General features: G+C 38.9%; 17 protein-coding genes and 1 pseudogene. 12 read left to right on the top strand and 6 right to left on the bottom strand.

Annotated elements, in window-relative coordinates; all coding sequences use genetic code 11:
• Positions 1-52: 52 nt before the first annotated feature.
• Positions 53-331, bottom strand: a pseudogene (locus FC85_RS02510) (D-2-hydroxyacid dehydrogenase); the annotation flags it as partial.
• Between the two features lie 234 nt (positions 332-565).
• The gene (locus FC85_RS02505; protein WP_057863987.1) at positions 566-1,579 is read right to left on the bottom strand and encodes an AraC family transcriptional regulator; all 1,014 of its coding nucleotides are present in this window, start codon (positions 1,577-1,579) and stop codon (positions 566-568) included.
• A gap of 139 nt (positions 1,580-1,718) precedes the next feature.
• Between FC85_RS02505 and FC85_RS02500 the strand changes: the two genes are divergently transcribed.
• The 4 genes from FC85_RS02500 (at position 1,719) to FC85_RS02485 (ending at position 7,910) form a co-directional block, all read left to right on the top strand.
• The gene (locus FC85_RS02500; RefSeq protein ID WP_057863986.1) at positions 1,719-3,023 is read left to right on the top strand and encodes an MFS transporter; all 1,305 of its coding nucleotides are present in this window, start codon (positions 1,719-1,721) and stop codon (positions 3,021-3,023) included.
• A gap of 3 nt (positions 3,024-3,026) precedes the next feature.
• On the top strand, positions 3,027-4,613 hold the full coding sequence (locus FC85_RS02495) for an alpha-L-rhamnosidase-related protein (RefSeq protein ID WP_057863985.1): 1,587 nt from the start codon (positions 3,027-3,029) through the stop codon (positions 4,611-4,613).
• Between the two features lie 2 nt (positions 4,614-4,615).
• The gene (locus FC85_RS02490; RefSeq protein WP_057863984.1) at positions 4,616-5,911 is read left to right on the top strand and encodes an MFS transporter; all 1,296 of its coding nucleotides are present in this window, start codon (positions 4,616-4,618) and stop codon (positions 5,909-5,911) included.
• A 94-nt stretch (positions 5,912-6,005) separates the two neighbouring features.
• Complete coding sequence (locus tag FC85_RS02485) at positions 6,006-7,910, top strand: alpha-L-rhamnosidase-related protein (protein ID WP_083484885.1); 1,905 nt, start codon at positions 6,006-6,008, stop codon at positions 7,908-7,910.
• 91 nt (positions 7,911-8,001) lie between these two features.
• Here the strand turns inward: FC85_RS02485 and FC85_RS02480 are convergent, their stop codons facing one another.
• Together FC85_RS02480 and FC85_RS02475 are read right to left on the bottom strand one after the other, a co-directional pair.
• Positions 8,002-9,279, bottom strand: coding sequence for an MFS transporter (locus FC85_RS02480; protein WP_057863982.1), 1,278 nt, complete (start codon positions 9,277-9,279; stop codon positions 8,002-8,004).
• Positions 9,280-9,870: 591 nt separating this feature from the next.
• Positions 9,871-10,800: a LysR family transcriptional regulator gene (locus FC85_RS02475; RefSeq protein ID WP_057863981.1), complete on the bottom strand. Its 930-nt coding sequence runs from the start codon at positions 10,798-10,800 to the stop codon at positions 9,871-9,873.
• Between the two features lie 174 nt (positions 10,801-10,974).
• Here FC85_RS02475 and aroD point away from each other — a divergent pair, with 174 nt between their 5' ends.
• Genes aroD through FC85_RS02460 form a run of 3 tightly spaced genes read left to right on the top strand, consistent with a single transcriptional unit; the run spans position 10,975 to position 15,043 of the window.
• Positions 10,975-11,736: a type I 3-dehydroquinate dehydratase gene (gene aroD / locus FC85_RS02470; protein WP_057863980.1), complete on the top strand. Its 762-nt coding sequence runs from the start codon at positions 10,975-10,977 to the stop codon at positions 11,734-11,736.
• A 33-nt stretch (positions 11,737-11,769) separates the two neighbouring features.
• Entirely contained in the window at positions 11,770-12,750 is a 981-nt protein-coding gene (locus FC85_RS02465) for an FAD:protein FMN transferase (protein ID WP_057863979.1), read from the top strand.
• Positions 12,725-15,043 (top strand): FAD-dependent oxidoreductase, encoded by a 2,319-nt coding sequence (locus FC85_RS02460; protein WP_057863978.1) that lies wholly within the window; start codon positions 12,725-12,727, stop codon positions 15,041-15,043. Before FC85_RS02465 ends, FC85_RS02460 begins: the two co-directional genes overlap by 26 nt.
• Positions 15,044-15,141: 98 nt before the next feature.
• Here the strand turns inward: FC85_RS02460 and pepI are convergent, their stop codons facing one another.
• Both pepI and FC85_RS02450 read right to left on the bottom strand, forming a co-directional pair.
• A complete protein-coding gene (gene pepI, locus FC85_RS02455) occupies positions 15,142-16,020 on the bottom strand; it encodes a proline iminopeptidase (RefSeq protein ID WP_057863977.1) in 879 nt (292 codons plus the stop codon).
• A gap of 99 nt (positions 16,021-16,119) precedes the next feature.
• Positions 16,120-17,067 carry a restriction endonuclease gene (locus FC85_RS02450; RefSeq protein WP_057863976.1) on the bottom strand — a complete coding sequence of 316 codons (948 nt, stop codon included), beginning with the start codon at positions 17,065-17,067 and terminating at the stop codon, positions 16,120-16,122.
• 474 nt (positions 17,068-17,541) lie between these two features.
• Here FC85_RS02450 and FC85_RS02445 point away from each other — a divergent pair, with 474 nt between their 5' ends.
• From FC85_RS02445 to FC85_RS02430, 5 genes are all read left to right on the top strand, one after another.
• On the top strand, positions 17,542-18,453 hold the full coding sequence (locus FC85_RS02445) for a shikimate dehydrogenase (protein ID WP_057863975.1): 912 nt from the start codon (positions 17,542-17,544) through the stop codon (positions 18,451-18,453).
• Between the two features lie 66 nt (positions 18,454-18,519).
• Positions 18,520-18,654, top strand: coding sequence for a hypothetical protein (locus FC85_RS16170; protein WP_263862663.1), 135 nt, complete (start codon positions 18,520-18,522; stop codon positions 18,652-18,654).
• 235 nt (positions 18,655-18,889) lie between these two features.
• On the top strand, positions 18,890-20,113 hold the full coding sequence (locus FC85_RS02440; protein WP_057863974.1) for an MFS transporter: 1,224 nt from the start codon (positions 18,890-18,892) through the stop codon (positions 20,111-20,113).
• Positions 20,114-20,411: 298 nt separating this feature from the next.
• On the top strand, positions 20,412-21,167 hold the full coding sequence (locus FC85_RS02435; RefSeq protein WP_057863973.1) for an SDR family NAD(P)-dependent oxidoreductase: 756 nt from the start codon (positions 20,412-20,414) through the stop codon (positions 21,165-21,167).
• An 18-nt stretch (positions 21,168-21,185) separates the two neighbouring features.
• Positions 21,186-22,199, top strand: coding sequence for a 2-keto-3-deoxygluconate permease (locus tag FC85_RS02430; RefSeq protein WP_083484881.1), 1,014 nt, complete (start codon positions 21,186-21,188; stop codon positions 22,197-22,199).
• Positions 22,200-22,328: the final 129 nt, after the last annotated feature.

The raw sequence follows: 22,328 nt of genomic DNA, 5'->3' as shown, positions 1-22,328 counted from the left end.
ACGCCTTATGAAATATTCTTTAATGTAGTGTTGCACTTAATTTGACAATTCAAGCCCATTTTAAATTGCATGAATCAACGCCCGCTGAACGCAAAGCAAGTTGCTGAATACCATACTCATGTAGCTTTTTGTATAGCTCTGGACCATCAGAGAGTTTGCTGCGTTGGCGATAGTCAATACCGTCATAGCCTTTGGCAAGCTCAACGGTGTCATCGTGTAATTCCACTTGGTTAAAATCTACTTGGACTTCTGGATGTTCAGCCTGCCATTGCGGGATAAACTCCTTTTCATAGTCTAAGATGTTATAAGCCAATATTTTCTTTTTACTCATTTTTTCACCCACTATATGTAATATATTTTGTTAAAACGGAAGAAACCAATCCAAAAACAGCAAAAAGTTATAAAATAATTAAATTTTAATAATAGAGTACCTCATAAACGTAGCCGTGTAAAGGTGATTTTGTTATGAGGTGCACTATTCTTATGATGGATTAGGAGATCGTTACGCCAACAAAAAAGATAACTGGCACATGCTTGTTTGACTATGAGACCTTGCTTAGATAAATCAAGGTAGTCGCTGATTAAATTCTTGATTTACCGGTTTCTTTGGACTAACTCGTTTTTTATATTCAGAAGGGGTTGTATCAAGGTACTTTTTAAAAAGGCGAAATAAAGAAGAGTTGTTTTTATAACCAATCACCTCACAAATTTCACTGACATTACAGTGAGTTTTGATCATTAAATTCTGGGCAGCCGATAACTTACGTCGCTCAACCAATTCTTTAAATGTCTTTCCAGTGACCTTTTTTATTTTATTGCCCAGATAATTGGTATTGTAACCAAACTTTTGACTAATTTTGTTGAGTGAAATTGTCGAAAAATGATTATCTAAATATTTCAAAATCGGTAAAAGATCATCAGTTGATGGATCTGCGAAATTAATTTTTTCTTGTTTGATTGACTTGGAAAGTTCAATGACCAAAGCAGAGAAAATGAGCTGAAGAGATTGGCCTTGACTATCGTTTTTTTCTAAACCTTTCATGATTAAACTTTCGATGAGGTTAATCGCCAATTCATTATTGGTGAGATTAAACCAGATGAAATTGTTATGAATGGCGTTAGTCCGCGATGCGTTATAGAGAAACTGGGTCACAATATTTGCCGATTCGTTGATATAATTTGCCAAATCACCAAGTGTGGAATCATCTTTAATCAAAATATTGACCAGAATATCATTGTCACTTGTGTAATCAATTCTTTGAACAATGTCTTTATCCATAATCAATAAGTCATGTTGATGTAGAATGATTTTTTCGTCATTGATATATTGGGTACACGATCCTGAATACATGTAGTTAAGCTCAATGAAAGTATGAGTGTGTGCAGGAACATATGAGAATCGATTATTTTTAGTGATTGCGATATCACTAGTTTTGAAAAAGTCTTTTCCGGGCATTTTGGGAATCGGATCATTGATATAGTCCAAATCCATATAGTTAACGTTCCCACCAAAATGTTTTTGGAGCTTTTCAATTTTGTTTAACTTGAATAGTTGAGTATCGAGAGTGTGTGAGGTCATTAGTCTCCTCCTTAACAACTGGAATTAACTGCATCGTACTAATCTGTGATTTTGCAATCATTTCAGTGTGACAGCGATATTGTCGCGGCACCAGTAACCGCTTACAATTATAACAGAAATTAAAGGAGGAACGATTATTATGAAAGATCATACTGTAAATGAATCAATGGTTCGTCGATACAGGCCACTCGCAGTCGCAGCAGGAATCGGATCAATTCTAGGGTCCGGGATTATTGTAGGATTATCCGCAACAATTACTGTTTGGCAAACGGGGTTGGGTTTAACAAACACTCAGGTGGGTTTTATCTCAGGAGCTTTGACATTCGCTATTGCCGCGGGATCCTTATTGGCAGGTCAGATCACAAAATCAGTTGGCTTGATCCGTTCTTTTAACTGGTTAAATTTGATTTATGCGATTGGGGCACTTGTCTGTGTTTTTGCTGGGAGCTATGGCATGTTACTCGCTGGAGTCATCGTAACAGGATTTGCTTCAGGCGCAGATTTACCAATTAGTCTAACTGTTGTTTCGCATGATTCTCCAGATGAGGAGACATCAGCCAGTTTAGTTTCTTCAACCCAAATTTTCTGGCAAATTGGTGTCTTCATGTCATATGTTTGTGCATTTATTGTTTCAAAAATGGCTGGGGCAACAGGAGCCCGGTTAGTTTTTTCAATTTTAGCGATTTTTGCAATTATTACTTGGATTTGGCGAACATTTTCGTCGAAGTTTAAAACATTTCATCAAGAAGGGGAACAAAGACGAATTGCCCATGAACGTGAAGCTCACTTAACTGAAAAAGTTTCCATTAAAAACGTTTTCCTCGGTGTTAATAAGAAAAAATATATGGGCTTCTTCTTTAGTATTTTAATCTTTTATGTTTGCTGGAACTTGTTAGCCAATACGTTTGGTCAGTTCCAAACGTTTACGTTGGTTCAAGCCCACGCTACTCAAAGCTTTGCCACCGGGGCCGGAATCGTGCTGAATGTTATTTCCTTATTTGCAACCATTGCGTTTGCATCTGTAGCGGCAGGTAAGTATCGAAATAAATTTTTCTTTGTGGGGATTACTGTCCAGTTTCTGGCAATGTTAGGTCTTGCATTAAGTAGTCATTCATTGTGGCCGATTGTGATGACAATTGGTGCTTATAACATTGGTAATAATATTGCCGGTGAAGCAATGTACAAGGTTTGGACCCAAGAATCATTCCCAGTTGAGATTCGGGCTTCAGTTCAAGGATTTATCAACGGGTTTTCACGTGTTTGCTGTGGCTTATTCGCCATTGTGACACCAGCCTTGGTTGTTCCCTCTGCGATTAAGAATACGATGTTTGGATTCGCAGGCATTGTATTCATCAGTTTTATTGCCGGAATCGTAATGATTTATCTTCAAAGAAAACATCATGTTCGTGATATTCGAATCGGTCAACCAGTTAAGGGGGACTAGCAGATGGCGTTTACATTTCAAATTAATAACAATGTCGCTTTTAAACATGATCAACGATTGATTGACAAAGCAGATATGTTTAAGCCTCAATTGTATAAACAAAAAATCGGGGCAAAGTCACTCGTGGCACTCAATAACGATGCTTCATTTTTAGAAGGCGTCGGTATTAAGCGAGTTGATGATATTCAAAATCTGGCTTCACATCAGCTAACTCGTGATCAGAAAATAATCTTGGATTTTGGAGATCATCAAGTAGGTAAATTTTCAGTTGATATTAGTTCCGCCGGTTCGCCGATGGATGCCCCGCTGTTTTGCAAATTTAAATTTGCTGAAATGCCCGCGGAACTTGCTCACAAGAGTTCTGATTATGATGGTTGGTTGAGTAAATCCTGGATTCAGGAAGAGTATATCCATATTGACGAATTACCAACCAGGTTGGTATTGCCTCGTCGTTATAGTTTTAGGTATGTTGAGATTACGGTTCTTGACACTTCTCCCAAGTGGCAGGCGGTTTTTGATCATCCACTTGTTGATACAGAAACGTCTGCAGATCTAAGTCAAGTAACAACCCCGCAGTTAAATGATCCTGAATTAGAAAAAATTTACCAAGTCGGGGTTAAAACATTAGCGGATTGCATGCAAAATGTGTTCGAAGATGGCCCGAAGCGTGATCGTCGATTGTGGATTGGTGACTTACGACTTCAAGCACTGGCTAATTATGCAACTTTTCGGGATCGGGATTTAGTTAAACGTTGTTTATATTTGTTTGGCGCAATGACGGCCTCAGATGGCAGAGTTCCGGCAAATGTCTTTACGACACCGAATTACGTTCCCGACGATACCTTTTTATTCGATTATAGTTTGTTCTTTATCTCAATTTTAGCTGATTTGGAAACATTTCAGATGGACCAAACTGTGTTAGATGATCTATATCCGATTGCTAAGCAGCAAATGGATTTATCACTGGAAAGAGTGAATCGGTCCGGAAAATTAGTGCTTGATGATGACTACCCTGTCTTTATCGACTGGTCCAATGATTTTGACAAAGAAACTGCTGGTCAAGCAGTTCTCATTTATGTCCTTCGCCAATTTATTGATTTAGCGCAACAAAAAAGTGACGAGGATCTTGACAAATATCGTGTCGTTTTAGAAAAAATGATTCAGTATTCAAAAACGTCTCTTTATGATCCATCACGTGGGTTATTTATTTCAGGAAATAATCATGAAATCAATATTGCTAGTCAAGTCTGGATGGTGTTGGCAAAAGTTATGGACTCGGATACGAATCAACAAATCATGCAAAGAACTTGTGATGACTTGTTTCCAATTCGCGGGATTGCAACACCTTATATGTATCATCATGTTACGGAAGCGTTATTCCAGACTGGTCTCCGCGATCAGGCAATAGATTTATTAAAAGATTATTGGGGGACGATGATTAAACTTGGTGCTGATACGTACTGGGAAGCCTTCGAACCAGAAAAACCAGATTATTCTCCATATGGTAGTCCAATCTTAAATAGTTATTGTCATGCATGGAGCTGTACACCTGTTTATCTGATCCAAAAATATCTCACTAAGGGGATGTAATGATGCCAAATACAAAGGTGAAATTAGGCAGGGACAATGTTTTATTAATTATTGTTGCTGGAATTGCTTCGTATTTAGATGCTGCGTTATTGGTAAGTCTAGGGGTTGCGCTTCCCATTTGGGCAAGGTCACTGAGTCTTAATAGCTGGCTTATTGGATTGTTGAGTACGATGTTGACGTTATCAGTTGCTGCCGGTTCTTTTGTCGGTGGTTGGCTGTCCGATAAGTTTGGTCGGGTGACTGTATTCAATGTTGATATTTTCTTTGTAGCACTTGGGTCATTTATCATTGCTTTTTCAAATAGTGTTCCTTTTCTTATGGTCGGTGTTGTGATTGCTGGATTGGCTTCTGGCGCAGATTTACCAACCTCTTTGGCTGTTATTTCAGAACGAATGGATAAAGGGGCTTACGGAAGGGCAATCGCGTCTACTCAAATTTTTTGGACAATTGGAATTCTATTATCGCAGTTTATTGGGATGATTACGGCCAGTCAAGGGATGACAAGTGCAACCGTTCTGTTCGGCTGGATTGGGATTGTAGCGTTCCTTAACTGGTGTGTCCGGGTATTTTCGAAGGGGTTCCGAAATATTGAATATGGATTGGCTGAGGCGGTTGAACAAGAAGTGAGTGAAAGCCAGGTCGATAAGGGAAAGATGAGGCTGGCAGATTTGTTGAAAAATCGAGTATTTTTGCTGCCGCTCATTCTATTAACCATCTTTTACTTGTTCTGGAATATACCTGCTAATACTTGGGGATCCTTTGTTAATTACTTTTTAGTAACCGTCGATAAGCAGAGTCAACTGGTTTCCACAATGATTGCTTTAGTTGCAAACGTCTTCTGTTTGTTGGTAAATGTTGTCTACCTCAAAATTTCTGACTCGAAATATCGTTATCCGGCAATGTATGTCGGGATCGCGGTTGCCTTTGTGGCATTTGTAATTGCAGGTACCTTCAGTGAATTCTGGCAAGTATTCGTTGTTTCCTACATTCTCTACTCTGGTAGTACGATTCTCTGTGGGGAAGCATTGTATAAAATTTGGAGTCAAACTTTCTATCCAGTAGAAGCCAGAGCGACGATGACCGGTTTTTCATATGGGATAGTGAGAGTAATGACCGCAATCTTTTCGTTAGCAACGCCAACCTTGATGGGGTATTCGCCTAAACTGTTGCTTTGGGTATTAGTGGGATGTACAGTCATTTTTGGCGCAAGTGCGATTATTATTGTCCAATTAATTAAACGTTTTAAAATGACCAGTTCAGATTTGCAAAGCGATCCAGCAAATCTGTCGTCAAGATAAGTTGTCTAGAAACAGTAATAAATTAAAGGAGGCATTTAAATTGGCAGACGTCTATTGGCTTTGGTATCCTGGTGATTTTTCCATTCATCAGGGGATGCTGCAAAATTTTCAGCGTGAGGAACGCAGCATGGACTGGCCAGCCTACTGGTATATTGACGATTGTAATCGTAACGTTAAGTTTACGCGGACATATACTTTGAATCGGCAAACTGAATTCCAAGTGTTTGCTCGGGGAAAAGGCTACGTGGATATTAATGGTTCGAAGTACCCACTTAATCAGAGAACAACGTGCCAACCAGGCAAGAACATTGTTACGATCTTTATTGGAAACCCAACGGATCTACCAGCTATTTACATTCAAGGAGATGTGATTTGCTCAAACGACGGTTGGCAAGCCAGCAATTTTGTGGACCGGCTGCCGGCTGGCTATGACCCATTATTTACGCGACCAGATCAGGATCCAAATATGATTAAGTATCAAACAATCCTGGTGCAGCACCAAAAAAAGGTTACCAAGAATAACGGCGTTCTCTTTGATTTTGGTAGAGCCGTAAACGGGTCGCTTCATATTCAAACAAGAATAGCGAAGTCAATAACGTTATGCTATGGCGAATCCGAAACTGAAGCGTTGGATGTCAAAAATTGTTACTACAAGCAGGAAAATGTGGATAGACACTCCTCAATTCGAAAACGGGCATTTAGATATGTATTTGTTCCAGATGTTTCTTTGAACGATGTTGAGGTAACGGCGGTTCATGAATATATTCCAAAGAAAAACAATTCGAAATTTGAAACTGATAATCAGTTGATTAATCAAATTTGGAATGTTTCCGTTGAAACGCTTAATTTGTGCAGTGACGTCTTCTTTATTGATGGCATCAAACGGGATCGTTGGATATGGGCAGGTGATGCTTTGCAGGCAAATCTGATGAATCAGTATTCATTTTTTGATGAAGAAATTGATAAGCGAACGTTATTAGCCTTACGTGGTCAAGATGATATTAAGCAACATATTAATACAATTGTTGATTATTCAATGTTGTGGGCAATTGGCATCCTCAATCACTATGAAATGACGGCAGACCTTAAATTCTTAGAAGTTATTTATCCTAAGATGCAAAAAATGGTAGATTATTTAATTAAGCAGACAAATGACAACGGTTTTATTTATGGGCGCCGGAATGACTGGATCTTTGTCGACTGGTCAAAAATGGACAAGCAGGGGACTGTTGCGGCTGAACAGCTATTTTTACTGCAAACTTATCGGGCAATTATTACCTGTGGCCAAGCATTAGGCAAATCGGTTGATCAGTATCAGAATAAGTTTACTGTATTACAGCAGCATCTAGAGCATTATTTTTGGGACGAAGATCAGGGTGCGTTTATTGACAGTTACGAATCTGGGAAGCACCATATCACTCGGCATGCTAACATTTTGGCGATTATCTTTGATTTAGTTAATGATCGAAAGAAACGTCTGATTCTAAAAAACGTATTGCTTAACGATCAAATCACTCAAATTACAACACCATATTTTAAGTTTTTTGAACAAGATGCATTATGCCAGATGGGAGAATATCGAGCCGTCTATCAAACAATTCTGGATTACTGGGGTGGCATGTTGCGCAAAGGCGCGGTCACTTTCTGGGAGGAATATGATCCTAGCCAAACCGGTGCTCAGATTTATGAAATGTATGGCGATCCGTACGGGAAAAGTCTTTGCCATGCATGGGGAGCGAGTCCAATATATCTGATTGGTCGTCATTTTATTGGATTAGTACCGACAAAGCCAGGCTACGAAACGTTTAAAGTAACTCCTCATTTAGACAACTTTGATCAGCTTCATTGTATCCTGCCAATCAAAAATGGTGAAGTTATGGTTGATAAAGTTGATAATCAATTGACGGTTACTGCAACTCGAGACGGTGGTGTTATTGAAATCAGCGATAAGATGTATCCGCTAAATAAAGATGTACCGGTATCAATTACTGTCCAATAAAAAAGCATTTGGATTAATCCAAGAGAAAGTAACATTCTTGGCCTTAATCTAAATGCTTTTTTATGCGATTGGTGCTGGAAATTTGAATTTGTTATTTTGCTTCTGTCTGATAATCAGAAACGGTCTTAGTCGTTACTTTGATCGATTCTGTTACATGACTGGGAAATTTAAGCCGATCCGTTCTTTCAATTAATAAGACAGAAATACTGCATAGAATCCCAATAGCGGCAATGCCGACATCAAACCACATAATGTTATGAATACTGGTTTTTGAAATAATAGCAGTAAAGACGGGAATCGTAAATGACGCTAAGCCACTGGCAGTATAGTAAATCCCAGTAATTCTTCCCTTGGCGCTTGGAAAAAGGTCGCCCATAATTGTTAAACCAATTTGCATCACACCACCGGCAGCGGTGCAGCCAATGACAAAGGAAGCAATCAGCATCACGATTTCAGTTGGAAATAGTGTAATCAACAGTAAAGCGATAAATGATAGCACAGTATCAAAAATCATGAACCAAATTGGCTTAATAAACCGATTAACGAGAATTGCGGTTGTGATAACACCGATAATGGATCCAACACTATAGACACTAACCAGTAACCGGGCGTTGACCATGTTCAAGTGACCAACAATACTGCCATACTTAGTTAACCATTGACTAACCAAGTAGAATGTTGACATTGACACATAGCCAAAGATTGTTAGGATAACTCCCAGCAAAAGTTGACGCGAGGTTAATTTAGTCTTGGATGAGGCCTGAGTAGACGGGGTAATCTTTTCTTTGCGTGGCCGTGGATTACCTGATAACTTGGGGAAGACCCTGCTGCGCATGGCAAGAAAGTTAATTGCCAGTGCTGCTGCACAGAACACAAAAGTCCAGCCATACCAAATATTAAAATGCTCTAAAACAGCTACAAAAATTGGTAAAATTAGTTCACCAACTGATGCGAATGCTTTAATCATAATATTGGCTGAGGCTTGGCTGCGTGGATACAGTTCCATTAAAGCCGGATAAGTGCCAGAATCGAGAAATGAATTGGCCATACCGGCTAGAATCCCAAAGAAATAGGCAGCCATCATTGATTCGGAAAGAATAATTCCCACAAAAAAGACGGCATAGGTGGCAATCCCAATTCTAATAAATAATTTGCGACCCAATCGATCAGATAATGTTCCAGAAACATATAGAACCAAAAGGCGACCAATCCCCAGTGACGAAATAACCATAGAAACACCAGCATCGCCAACGTGCCATTGCCTGCCAAGAACAGCCATATTCTGTGCCAAAATCACGATGGCCATTCCATGAATCAAGTAGTTAAAATATAAACAAGCCGTTGTTTTTATTCGTTCAGCTCGCGACATAATTATCACCCTTGCATTGATATGATTTGAATTGAGTAGCATGTTTGCCAGTAAGGGCTATTGTTCAATAATTAACAATCATAACAGCTATTAAACACGAAAATGTTTCATATGTCAAGTGTAACCGTTTACAAAATAGTTTCAAAATCATTTGTTGATTTCTTTTAATTTTTTAACAATCAAAGGAATTGTTTTGTGGCCAGACTTTTTGTCCGCATTAAGGTAAAGGAACGGTAAAAATGGGTGTGATTGGTTAAGCAACTATGGTGTGACTTCTTGATCAAAATGGACGCTCAAGAGGGGGCTTGAGCTATATAAGCTAGTCAACTGAATATTCCGAATTTGAGAGTATTCCTGTGTTATTGCTATATGGCCAAAACGTGTGAGTCCCAGCAGATCCTGGCCGTATAACTGACTTAACTAAATATTCTAAGGCCAGTAATATTTCTGCGTTATTGCTATATAGCTGAAACGTGCGAAATGAGACTGATCCCGGCCGTATAAGGGTCCCTGGTAAACATTCCAAATTCAGGAATATTTACCAGGGACCCTTATACGGCCGGGATCAAAGCGTCTCATTTCGCACTCTTTCTAAATAAACACTCCCTTCTCCGTAAACTGCTTTTGACAGTACTCCCGAACAAAACGCTCAAATCTTTGCACTGACGGGGTTAGAAAATGATCCCGCTTAATTGCCAAGAACAATTCATGTTTTAAGGCATTATTCTCAATTGTTCTTAAAACCACCTTTTTCGTGTCCAGTTGCGGGAGGTTGGGGATTAATGCGATTCCCATTCCATATTTCACAAATCCGGCAATAGTATGATCTTCTTCGATTTGATACGTAATCTCCGGCCTAACATCTTCTTGTGCCAAGATTTTATCTATCAGAGGTCTTAAGCCACTATTTTGTGAAAAAATAATCATTGGATACTTACCGAGATCTGCTAATACCACGTGTTCCTTCTTGGCAAGGGGATGGCCAGCTGGTACTGCAAGTTTAATTTCCTGTTGGACAATTGGATAAAATTTAAAAAGTCGATCTGCATCCTGATCGCCTAACTTATCCACGTGAGAGCTTAAGACAATGTCGTATTTTTCAGTATTCAAGTCTTGCAGGAGATGAGCCGAGTAACTTTGACCCAACGTGAATGAAATTTTTTCATTATCTGGATTCTTTTTAAATTCCGTGAGTAATTCAGGAACTAATCGCTGACCCAAGGTATAGGTGAAGCCGAGATTGACGTGGCCCTCATTCGGATTAATTAATTCTTTAATGAGGGTATTACCATCACTCAGCATGTCTAAACTTTCATTAATGTACTTTAAATAAACTTTGCCCAGCGGCGTTAATCGAATGTTGCGGCCTTCTGGTTCGAAGAGTGGAACGCCTAATTCTGATTCAAGCTTTTTAATTGCATAACTTAAGGAAGGCTGCGAAATACCGAGATTTTCGGCGGCCCTGGCCATGTGTTGTGTGTGGGCTAATTCGCGAAAGAAAATTAAATGTCGTAAATTCATAAATGGGTTCCTTCCTAACTAATAGACATTATCTATTAATTAATCAAAGTATTGTTATTTATTATGATACGTGATGATGATAAGATTTCAAGTGAATTGAGTAACAAGTTGGCTAATGTAAGCGTTTATAAAAAAGAAGATTTTGGCCTTAAAAGTTGAAAGGGGAACGTTATCGTGACAAGTAAAACTGTTAACTTAAGAAAACTCACACTTGGTAGTGGACGACCCAAAATTGCGGTTCCGATTACTGGTAAAACCCAAAGCGACATTATTGATCAAGCAAAAACAATTGCTGAAAAGCAACCGGACGTTGTCGAATGGCGAATTGATTTCTTTGAGGGAGTCACTAACCCGGATCAGCTTACCGACACTGGTACCCAACTCCGTCAAGTTCTCGGGGACCTTGCACTTCTTACCACATTTAGAACAAAAGGTGAGGGTGGCGAATTGTCACTCGATGATCGGGCATATTTTAAAATCTGTGCCGATGTGATCAATGGTGACTATACAGACGCTTTAGATGTTGAACGTTTTCATGATGAAGATCAGGTAAAGGCCACAGTTGACAAAGCCCATGCAAATAATGTTGCTGTAATTATGAGTAATCACGATTTTGATAAAACGCCAAGTGAAGATGATATTGTCAGTCGTTTGACCAGCATGACCGAGCTTGGAGCTGACATAGCGAAAATGGCCGTTATGCCGCAAAGCGCGGCGGATGTTTTAACACTTTTAAATGCGACTAACCGGGCAAGTTCGTTACTGGCACAACCGATTATCACGATGTCGATGGGAGATTTGGGAAAGGTTTCAAGAATTTCTGGTGAAGTCTTTGGCTCATGCTTAACATTTGGTGCGGTTGGAGCTGTTTCGGCCCCTGGACAAATTTCATTAGATGATTTGCGTCATGATTTGAATGATTTAAAACTTGGTTAATGATAGATCGTGGTGACTAGGAGATGATCGTTGATGTCAAACGCAACTAAACATAAAAAGTATATCTCACAATTTCCAATGATGGGGACAATTATCTCTTTAACACTATTTGAAAAGAATGATTCGGCTGTCTTTGATGTTTACGATTATCTCCAACAAATGGATCAGGTATTTTCCGCAAATCGTCCTGATTCAGTCTTGGCAAAGATTAATCAAAATGCCGGCAAACAGTCGGTAAAGGTTTCTAAGAAATGTTTTGGACTTATTACGGATGCTGTAGCATATTCCAAGGAATATTCAGACAGCTTTAATGTTTTGATTGGTCCCTTGGTGAAAACTTGGAAAATCGGCTTCGGCGGTCATCAAATTCCAAGTCAGGATGAAATTGATCACGATTTGAAATTGATTCATCTAGATGAAGTTCGATTAAATCAGAAGCAACGAACCGTTTATTTAACTAAAAAAGGAATGCAGCTAGATTTGGGCGCAATTGCAAAAGGATACTTTGCCGATCAAATTATTCATCGATTGGCGAATCATGGTGTTACGAGTGGCATTATCAATTTGGGTGGCAACGTTCAAGTTCTTGGCCAAAATCCGCTAGCAGCTAATAGTTTATGGGGGATTGGGATTCGTGACCCACGATATGAAGATGGTCGGTCATTGGCTGTCGTTCATACAACTGCAAAAACGTTTGTGACTTCAGGAATTCGAGAACGATATTTCAAAATTGGTAATCACATCTACCATCATATTTTAAACCCTCAAACGGGATATCCAGAAAAAAGTGATGTGGTTCAAGTCACAATCATTACGGATAATTCTGAATTGGCTGAGGTCTTGTCAACAGTTTGTTTTTTCCGCGGTAGTCAGCGGGGCAAACAATTGGTTGATCAGCTGCCAAATGTCGAAGCAATTTTTGTTAATCAAAATAATGAATTAATCACAACAAATGGGTTGGAAAAGCAGAGAGAAGGAGTGTATGGATATGAGTCATACAGAAAAGCAAATTAAAGGTCAGGCAATGGGCCATAATGGCATTATTAATTATGAAGTTGACGTCGATGACAATAAGGTTGAGGATTTAAAGATCTTGAAACATTCTGAAACCTCTGGAATTTTCAACCAAGTGATTGATAAATTAAAACAAAATATTATTTCTCAGCAGTCATTTGATGTCGATGCAGTAAGTGGTGCGACAGTGATGACCCAAGCAATTTTAGATTCTGCCAAGAAAGCAGTTAAAAACGAAAATGTTCAGCTTACACCAGTAGCTAAGAAAAACGCGAAACACCAGACGACTCGCATCAGGACGGACGTTGCGGTAATTGGTGGTGGCGAAGCTGGCTTGGTCGCCGCTTGTCGCGCCCTTTCCCTCGGCCAGAAAGTAGTGTTAGTTGAAAAGAATGGGTATTTGGGTGGCGCTACTATTTTAAATGGTTCCAACGTGACCGGAACCGGCTCAAAAGTTGCTGAACGAATTTTTGGCAAACAAATTGATCAGCAGGATTCACCAGAACGACTTGCTAACGATGTTGCAGTTGAATGCAAGCACACTAATTTGCCGCAATTAACGCATTTAATGGCTCACAATATTGGTCCGGCTATTGATTTTATCAGTGAATTTGCTGGCTTGGACTATCAGAAAGCGCAAACCCAAACTCCGGAACATTCAGTTGAACGTCAAATTGAATTACCAACAGCCAGCTCTTATGAATTCATTCAAAAAGTTTCTAAAGCGTTTGAGGCCAAGGGCGGTAAAATCCTTCTTGGCACCCGAGTTGAAGGATTAACCTTTGATAGCAAGGGGCGAGTTAATGGATTAACTGCTGAAGCTGATAACGAAACGGTTAAGATCAAAGCAGCTTCACTCGTTCTAGCCGCTGGTGGCTATGGTGCCAATAAACAGATGCGTGGTCCTGAAAGCAAGGGGATTGATTACTACGGTCCAATGACGTCGACCGGGGATGCTTATGTCTTTAATGAAGATCTGAATTTAAAGACTCACAACCTGGATTGGTACAAAGTCTATCCACATGGGGTTCAAGTTGAACCGGGAATTGCTAAATTAACCACGTATGCGTCTAAAAAGGCAACCGATATGGGATCCATTTACGTTAACTCAGATGGGAAACGAATTGTTAATGAATCGGATGTTTATACAACCTTTAGGGATGCCATTCTTAACCAATCTGATAAAATTGCATACTTGTTGATGGATGAACGGACTTGGAAAGAAGTCTATCAACTGCTTGTTTTACATGATTTCACGGAAAATGAAATCAAAAAGTTCTTTGAGGATCAAGATAACCGGCCCGTATTTGTTAAAGGATCATTAGACGACGTTGCTAAAAAAGCTGGGATCAATGTTACCAATCTCGAAAGAACCGTTGATAATTATCAAAACTTTGCTAAGGATGGTAAGGACCCCGAATTCGGCCGTGATAAACAATATTTGCACGAATATGAAGGTCACACTTACTATTTGATTGAACAATGTGCCCGATTTGCGACAACCTTGGGTGGGTATTCCGCTGATCCTAAGAATCTTGAACTGATTGACAAGCAAAACCAACCCGTTGCCAACTATTTTGGTGCTGGTGAGGTTGTTGGTGGTGCCAATGGTCATGATTCGATGCCAAGTATGATGAATACATGGGGGATCTCATCCGGATACGTTGCTGGTGCCTCGGCTACGCAAAACGCTAATCAGCATAAGGTTGAAGAGTCTGATGATAAGAAGATTACCGCCATTGTTGGCACTAATGCTTCGAAGTCATATAATCGTCGCTTGTTAAACGCAATGAAGAATTTGTTTGATTCAGAAGCTGATTTTGAAATTCATGAAATCAAAGACATTCCGTTGTTTAATGAAGATCTGATGAATGATGAACCATTGGCTGTCAAGGAACTTGCAAATACAATTGAAGAATCAGACGGCGTTGTCATTGCGGTTCCGGAGTACGACCATGCGATTCCTGCTGCGCTGAAGAGCACGATTGAATGGTTATCATGTGCTGAACATCCATTTAAGGATAAACCAGTTATGATTGTTGGGACGTCATTGGGGATTCAGGGAACCGTTCGAGCTCAGATGAACTTACGTCAGATTTTAGATGCTCCTGGAGTAGATGCAAGTATTATGCCAGGAAACGAATTTATGTTGCCACAGGCTGCCAACCAGTTTGATGAAAATGACAATTTGGTTGATGCAGGCAGTGAAGATTTCTTGAAACAGTGTTTTGACAACTTTATGAAGTACATTGCAGCTTCAGAGGTTGAGGAGAAATCGGTCAGTGTTTCATAAAGCTAATTAAAAAATAATTGATAATAAGAAAAACGATCACTAATGTCTATTTAAAGTGAGGTATACCTCAAAGACATTAATGATCGTTTTTTGTTCAACTAGTCATTTTGGCTTAGCCAGTTATCTAACACATTAATAAATTCGTCGTGCTGATCCAACAGTGCCAAGTGTCGACTATTGGCAAACAAGTGCCATTTAGCACCTGGAATATGATCATAGACTGATTTGGCAATTAAAGGGGTGCACAGGTCATCAGTCCCGCTGGTGACCAAAACGGGGACGTGGACATTTTTAAGCTGATCGGTGACGTCAAAATCACTAATTGTCCCGTTTTCGGTAAATTCGTTGGGCCCTTCAGCGATTAGACTGGCTTTTTTTCCATTAGTCGGTCGTCTTAAAGGTTCTGGCGAATTTTCATCCGGGTCATCCCAGCAATAACGTTCCATATAGCGGTCATTAGCGGCTAAATATTTGGGGCCGGTGAAATCACCCGTTTTTTCAGCTTCGGCAATGGCCTGACGATCTTCATAACTCAGATATTTAATCAACCGGTGTTGTTCTTGGATCCATAATTTAATTGAGGCAGGGGAACCATCAATCATGACACTCTTAATCCCCTGAGGATCAAAGCTGGTTAAGTAGTACATTTCCAGCATGCCGCCCCAGGATTGACCAAGCATATGGATTTCATTTAGGTGAAGATACTTTCGTAATGCGATGAGTTCTTCTGCCCAAGTTTCTTTGACATAAACGGATTCGTCATCTGGAATGGATGATTTACCACAGCCAACTTGGTCATACATAATGAGCTGGCGACCAGTGTTTGCGTAGTCATCGATTAATTCGAAATAGTTGTGCGAAGATCCGGGGCCACCGTGAATAAGTAAGAGTGGGGCTTTGTCTTTACTTGGCTCACCAACAATTCGATAGTATGTTTTGTATCCGTGAAATGGCATGTATCCTTCTTGAATCTTCATATGTAATCTTCCTTTTAAATGGTTATCAATGATGCTATTGAGGTTGATTATACTACGAGTTTGATAATCAGAACGAATTGATTTAGTGAAGTTTCAGTGCTAGTCAAGATTAAAGAAGTCATCATCAATTTCATATAACTTATAGTCGTGCTTAACCTGAACACCCACTTCGTATTCAAGCATGAGATCAGTAAGAGTAAGACCGTCAATTAGAACAATTGAAAAGCGTCTGGCATAATCTGCAGCTGATGGAGAAAAGCGGGAAGTTGTGATAAACACGCCTCGTTGAGCGCCTTTACCCTGAAGAGCACCATAGAAGGATTGAATTTGAGGTCGTTGTACGGTGTTGTCTTTTGAATAGCGTTTGGCTTGCAGATAAACGGTACTTGTTCCAAGCGGATCTTGGTTAATAATGCCATCGATGCCGCCATCGTTACTAATTGGTGTCACAGTGGCACTACCATTAGGGCCCTTGTATCCCATTTTTGAAAGTAATTTAACGACTAAGTGTTCAAAAAAGACTGGGTCACTATCAATAATCTGTTGGCGTAGTTTGGTTGTCACTTCAATATTATAATCTTTTGTTTTTTGAGCAAGCAAATTAAAAATATCCTCTGGGTCATTTGTCGTGTTTTCTGACGCTTGCGACATAGTTGCTTTTCGGGATCGTCGTTCCTCAACTTCTCTTTGATGCTCCTGAAATAAAGGTAATTGATAAACCTCATTTCTCGTTAAATGTTTTCCATATTTTGAGAGCATCTGACTACCAAGGTCGGTGATTTGATAAACACCGCGGTGAGGTCGAGTAATTAATCCACCAATGGCTAAATCGCTAAGTGTCCAGCCAATGCGGCTTTCAACGATTGGAACATCGGGATTATTTGGATAAGTGCGATTCCGAGTTTTTTCGGGAAGATTAAATTGATCTGCTACGACTTTTCTTAAATCATTTCTTTTCCATAAGTCCCTTTCGCTGATTACTTGTAAAGTCATAGCAATTGTTTGATCCCAGCTTGGGAGCCCTGCAATGTTTTGATTTATCATCATATTGACGCCCTCGAATCCTTGATTTTTCTTTAGTATAGCATTCATTTTAATTAGACGAGGCAAAGTATAGGCCTTCAGAATTTAAAAATAAGTGTTCGAAGAAGAAACTAGTAGCAGAATATCTTTAACTGCTAACTCCTTCTCATATCGGTGTTTGAAAAATCACAAACAAGTTAATCAGATTGATTTGTTTGTCAAGTAGAATATCGTTGATAAGTAATTTAGGGTCGATTAAAGTTCGAGAAAATTTTTTTGATGTTGAAAATAGTCAGCGTTTACATTGCACGAAAATTAAGAATTACATTTATTAAACATCTAATTATCAATAACTAAATATCTTGGTGATTGATAATACTCATAGAGAGCATCTATTAATAAAGGTACGTTAGTTTATGTTTTTTAACCGTTTTCATCTCTATAATAGATTATGAAAAGTTGAACAAATACAGAAGATTTGAAAGGAAGTTTTCAACTATGGCTGACAATCAGAACGTTGCAGACCGGATCGATGGACACACAATTTTAATCGGATTAATGGCATACCCAATTCGTCATTCAATGTCACCAACAATGCACAATACTTCGTTTGTTAAATTAGGGCTTAATTATGCATACTTAGCATTTGAGGTTGGTAATAAAGAATTGCCTAATGCTATTCAAGCGATTCGATCATTAGGAATGCGTGGTTCAAATATTTCGATGCCGAACAAGCAAAAGGTAATCCCACTGCTTGATAAATTAGATCCAGTTGCCAAAATGGTTGGGGCAGTTAATACAATTGTAAATGACAACGGTGTCTTAACGGGATACACGACTGATGGGACAGGATTTATGAAGTCACTTGAAGATGAAAATTTGGATATCACTGGTGAGAAAATGACTATCTCCGGTGCTGGTGGTGCTGGAACAGCGGTTGCAATTCAAGCTGCAACTGATGGTGTTAAAGAAATGTCATTATTTAATATTCGAGATGCTGAATGGGAAAACGCTAAACGCAATGTTGATATCATTAATAAAAATACTGATTGTAAAGCAACTTTATATGATTTAGCTGATCAAGATGCTTTTAAACGTGAACTGGCTGACTCTAGAATTTATTGTGATGCAACCGGGGTTGGCATGAAGCCACTAGAAGACAAAACGTTGGTCAGTGATCCCTCATGGTTCCATAAAGACATGATTGTTTACGATACAGTCTATGCACCACGAACAACCAAATTAATGACTGTTGCCCAAGAAGCCGGAGTTGATCATGTTTTCAACGGTCTTGGTATGATGCTAGAACAAGGTGCCGAAGCATTTAAGCTTTGGACTGGTGAAGATATGCCCGTTGATTATATCCGCGATTTACTATTTAGTGAGGATCCCTCAAAAGTAAAAAACTAAAATTTGTAAATTAGATTCAAAACTTCTTATTTTAAATACCTATTGGGGAATGGGATGAATATTGAAATGACGAAAAAAAAGCAATCAACTAATAATGGGCTGAAATCAAAAGCGGGTGTTCAATTTGTGGATTTACTGAAACATTTTACAAACCCGCACGTCATTGTTTTTGGTATTTTGATTGATCATAATTTTCGTTAATATTGGATTCACCATTAGAAACGTTTTTGAATCGAATTAGACCTCAAATTCTAGTGAAGTTATCACATCAAAATAGGTAGCATTAGTTTGTTTCCGATTAACAGAAGGCTAATCTACGTGAATTTGGAATGGAGGTGCAAAATTCGCACTTCTATTTTTTTATCAAAATTGCCATTTAAAGAATTATTTGTTAATTTATTTAATTTTGAAAATTGCTTATAAAGAAGGAGATCACATGAAAAATAAATATATGCCCACTGCGATAAGCCTGTATATGAATTATTTTATCCATGGAATGGGTGTTATCATTTTGGCACAAAATATGACCGCTTTAGCAAATAAGTGGGGAACTGGTACTGGCGGCGTTGCTGTTGTTATTTCGTCTTTAGGAATTGGCCGAATTTTAGTTTTACTTGTTTCAGGAGCTTTATCTGATAAATTTGGTCGAAAACCGTTTGTAGCTTTAGGAATATTTACGTATATACTATTTTTTGCAGGAATTGTTATGAGTCCATCAATTTGGATTGCATATATTTTTGGTATTTTAGCCGGGATGGCAAATTCGTTTTTGGATTCCGGAACTTATCCGGCACTTATGGAAATGTTTCCTAAAGAAAAAGGGACAGCCAATGTTATTATCAAGGCATTCATTTCAGCTGGACAATTCCTACTACCATTAATTGTCAGTCTCTTGGTTGCCAGCAAAATCTGGTATGGTTGGTCATTTATCTTTTGTATTGCAATTCTTGCCGTTAACTTTTTGTTCGTCCTTAGCATGGGAAAATTTCCTCGTCCAGGTCAAGATGTTGTAGAAGCTAAAGAAGAAAAGTCAGCAAATGGTCAAACAAATATTAAAACTGGGAATCTTTGGATAGATGGCACGTTATTCATTCTTTACGGATATATTTCACAAGCAACATTCTATTTAGTTAGTCAATGGTTAAGCGAATATGGCGAAAAAGTTGCTAATATGGGATCGACATCTGCTCATGCACTTATTAGTTATTATAGTGTTGGTTCAATTGTCTGTGTGCTGGTTACTGCTGCTTTAGCTAAACGTGCTGTTAAAGAGATTCAATTTATAGGTGTTTATACATTGCTTTCATTCATTTCGTTGCTTCTAATGTACTTAATACCTACGCCAATGATGTGCTCAATCATGTCCTTTGTTGTTGGATTTTCGGCGGCTGGTGGTGTTATGCAACTGGGTCTCACTGTAATGTCTTCTTTCTTTCCAAAAGGGAAGGGAACAATTACTGGTGCCTTCTACACAGCAGGTTCAATTGCCTCATTCACAATTCCTTTGATCACAGGGATGATGGTTGCAAATCTTGCTAATATCATTCTCTTTGATGTTATTATTTCATTGATAGGATTCATACTAGCAGTATTAATCACTATTAGATATCGTCACCTGTTTACTGCCAAAGATAAATTGGCAGTTAATTCCAAGGAATGATAATTATACTTTAAAAATTAGTTCAGTAGCTCCAGGAATATGAAATCCTGGAGCTTTTTTATGTGCTCAGTTAGCAATTTTTATAATAAATTCAAATGATTTAATTTTATGAGAATTAAAGATTACTAGAGTAATTCATTAGTCTGCGCGGGAATATGAGTCCCGTAAAAATTGAATAATAAGACTTTAAATTAAAATATTTTGTGAAATATGTAGCAAAAATTAAAACAATATGATAATCTATATTTGTGAAGCGCTTACACAAATAGATCGAAAAATCTGAAAGGGTGAAGATAATATGCGTTACGATTTTGACGGTAAAGTTGCAATTGTTACAGGTGGGGCAAAAGGAATTGGAAAAGAGATTGTCAAAGGAATCCATGAAGGCGGCGGGATTATTGCGCTATTAGATATCGATGATGAGGCTGGTTCAAAAACATTGAAGGAATTAGGGATCCAAGATAAATATTATCATATGGATCAATCTAATCGTGATGAAGTAAACAAAGTATTTAATCAAATCATAGATGATTTTGAAAAAGTAGATGTTTTGATTAATGTTGCGGGGATAATAAGTGCCAAATCATTTGATGAATTAAGTCCTGAAGAATGGGACCGAACAATTAATATTAATTTGACAGGACCGTTCAATACTGTTAAAGCTATTTGGCGTCATTTTAAGGAAAATGGTGGCGGTCGGATTGTTAATGTTTCGTCAGTAGCTGGTAAAATTGGTGGCGGCCTTTTAGGAACAGTCGCATATGCATCATCTAAAGCCGGCGTTAACGGCTTTACGAAAGCAATTGCAAAAGAAGGAGGAAAGTATGGGATTTATGCGAATGCTGTTGCACCATCGTTTACCCATACTTCAATGACTAAATCTCTTTCTGAAGATCCTGTGAAGAATGAAAAAGTAATTAGTATGATTCCATTGGGTCGTCCTGCGGAGCCGGTGGAAATTGCACAGATGATTTTATTCTTTGCTTCAGATGCCGCCAGCTTTATTACCGGAGAAATTGGGGATGCTGATGGCGGTGTCGTTATGGATGGTTAAATTAAGGGAGGGACATTTATGGCTCAGGTGCTGAAGGAAAAGCATTTCTCAATTCCTGGTGGGAATATTATTATCCCAATGTTTATTGGGGCAACCATTAACAGTTTTTTTCCGGGCTTACTAAAGATCGGCGGTTTTACCACACCATTGGCAACTGGATCTGGAGCTTTGGTTGGTGCGTTTTTGTTTGTCATTGGGGGAACCATCTCATTTAAATCGACTCCGGCTGCTGCGAAGCGGGGTGGGACGATTATCCTTACTAAGGTTATTGTTTCAATCATCCTTGGCCTTTTAGTTGGTAAGTTTTTGAATAACAATTTTTTAGGACTGAGTGCTTTGGCAATTATTGGAGCAATGTCTGGTGCAAATAACGCAATGTATGCTGGAATTGTTCATGATTTTGGTGATGAGGTGGACGAAGGTGCTGTAGGAATTACGATTCTAAGTGTTGGCCCGTACGTCACCATGATTGCTTTGGCGTCTTCTGGACTCGCATCATTCTCGGTTGTCACGTTATTAGCCACAATATTACCGTTGTTAGTCGGAATGATTCTTGCAAACCTATTTCCAGCCGTAAAGAAAATTTTGAATGACGGGATGAACGCTTCAATAGTCGTTGTTGGTTTTGCACTTGGATGCAGTATGAATTTTAAACAAATATTTGTTGGTGGCGCAGCTGGAATATTATTAGGAATTGTTGTAACACTTGTTGGTGGTGTTATTACGATTTGGGCTGATCGATTAACCGGGGGCTCCGGAATTGCAGGAGCAGCAATTTCTAGTACGGCCGGTGCTGCTATGGCAACTCCCGCAGCGCTTTCAGCAGTTGATGCTTCTTATAAGGCAATTGAAGCAACGGCAACTGCTCAAATTACTGCGGCGGTTGTTGTAACAGCTATCCTGACCCCCATGTTAACCGCGTGGGTGGCAAGACGTAATAAAGTTAAAAATACTAAACATCATCTGGCTGTTACTGGGAAATCGACTGGGGGTATCGAGGAAGAGAAAAATGAAGATAAGTCATTAAGCTAACTGGTTTAAAATCCGGTAGGAAACAATCAATTTATGAAAACTATTTTTGGCTGAAATTGTGAATAGACAAGTCATTAAAAGTAAACGTAGATAAATTAGTTTCCTAAATAGACATCTACAAATGAGTAT

Source organism: Lentilactobacillus diolivorans DSM 14421, assembly GCF_001434255.1.
Lineage (GTDB): Bacteria > Bacillota > Bacilli > Lactobacillales > Lactobacillaceae > Lentilactobacillus > Lentilactobacillus diolivorans.
Note: the sequence above shows the minus strand (reverse complement) of the source record. Positions and strands in the feature narration are given on the sequence as shown.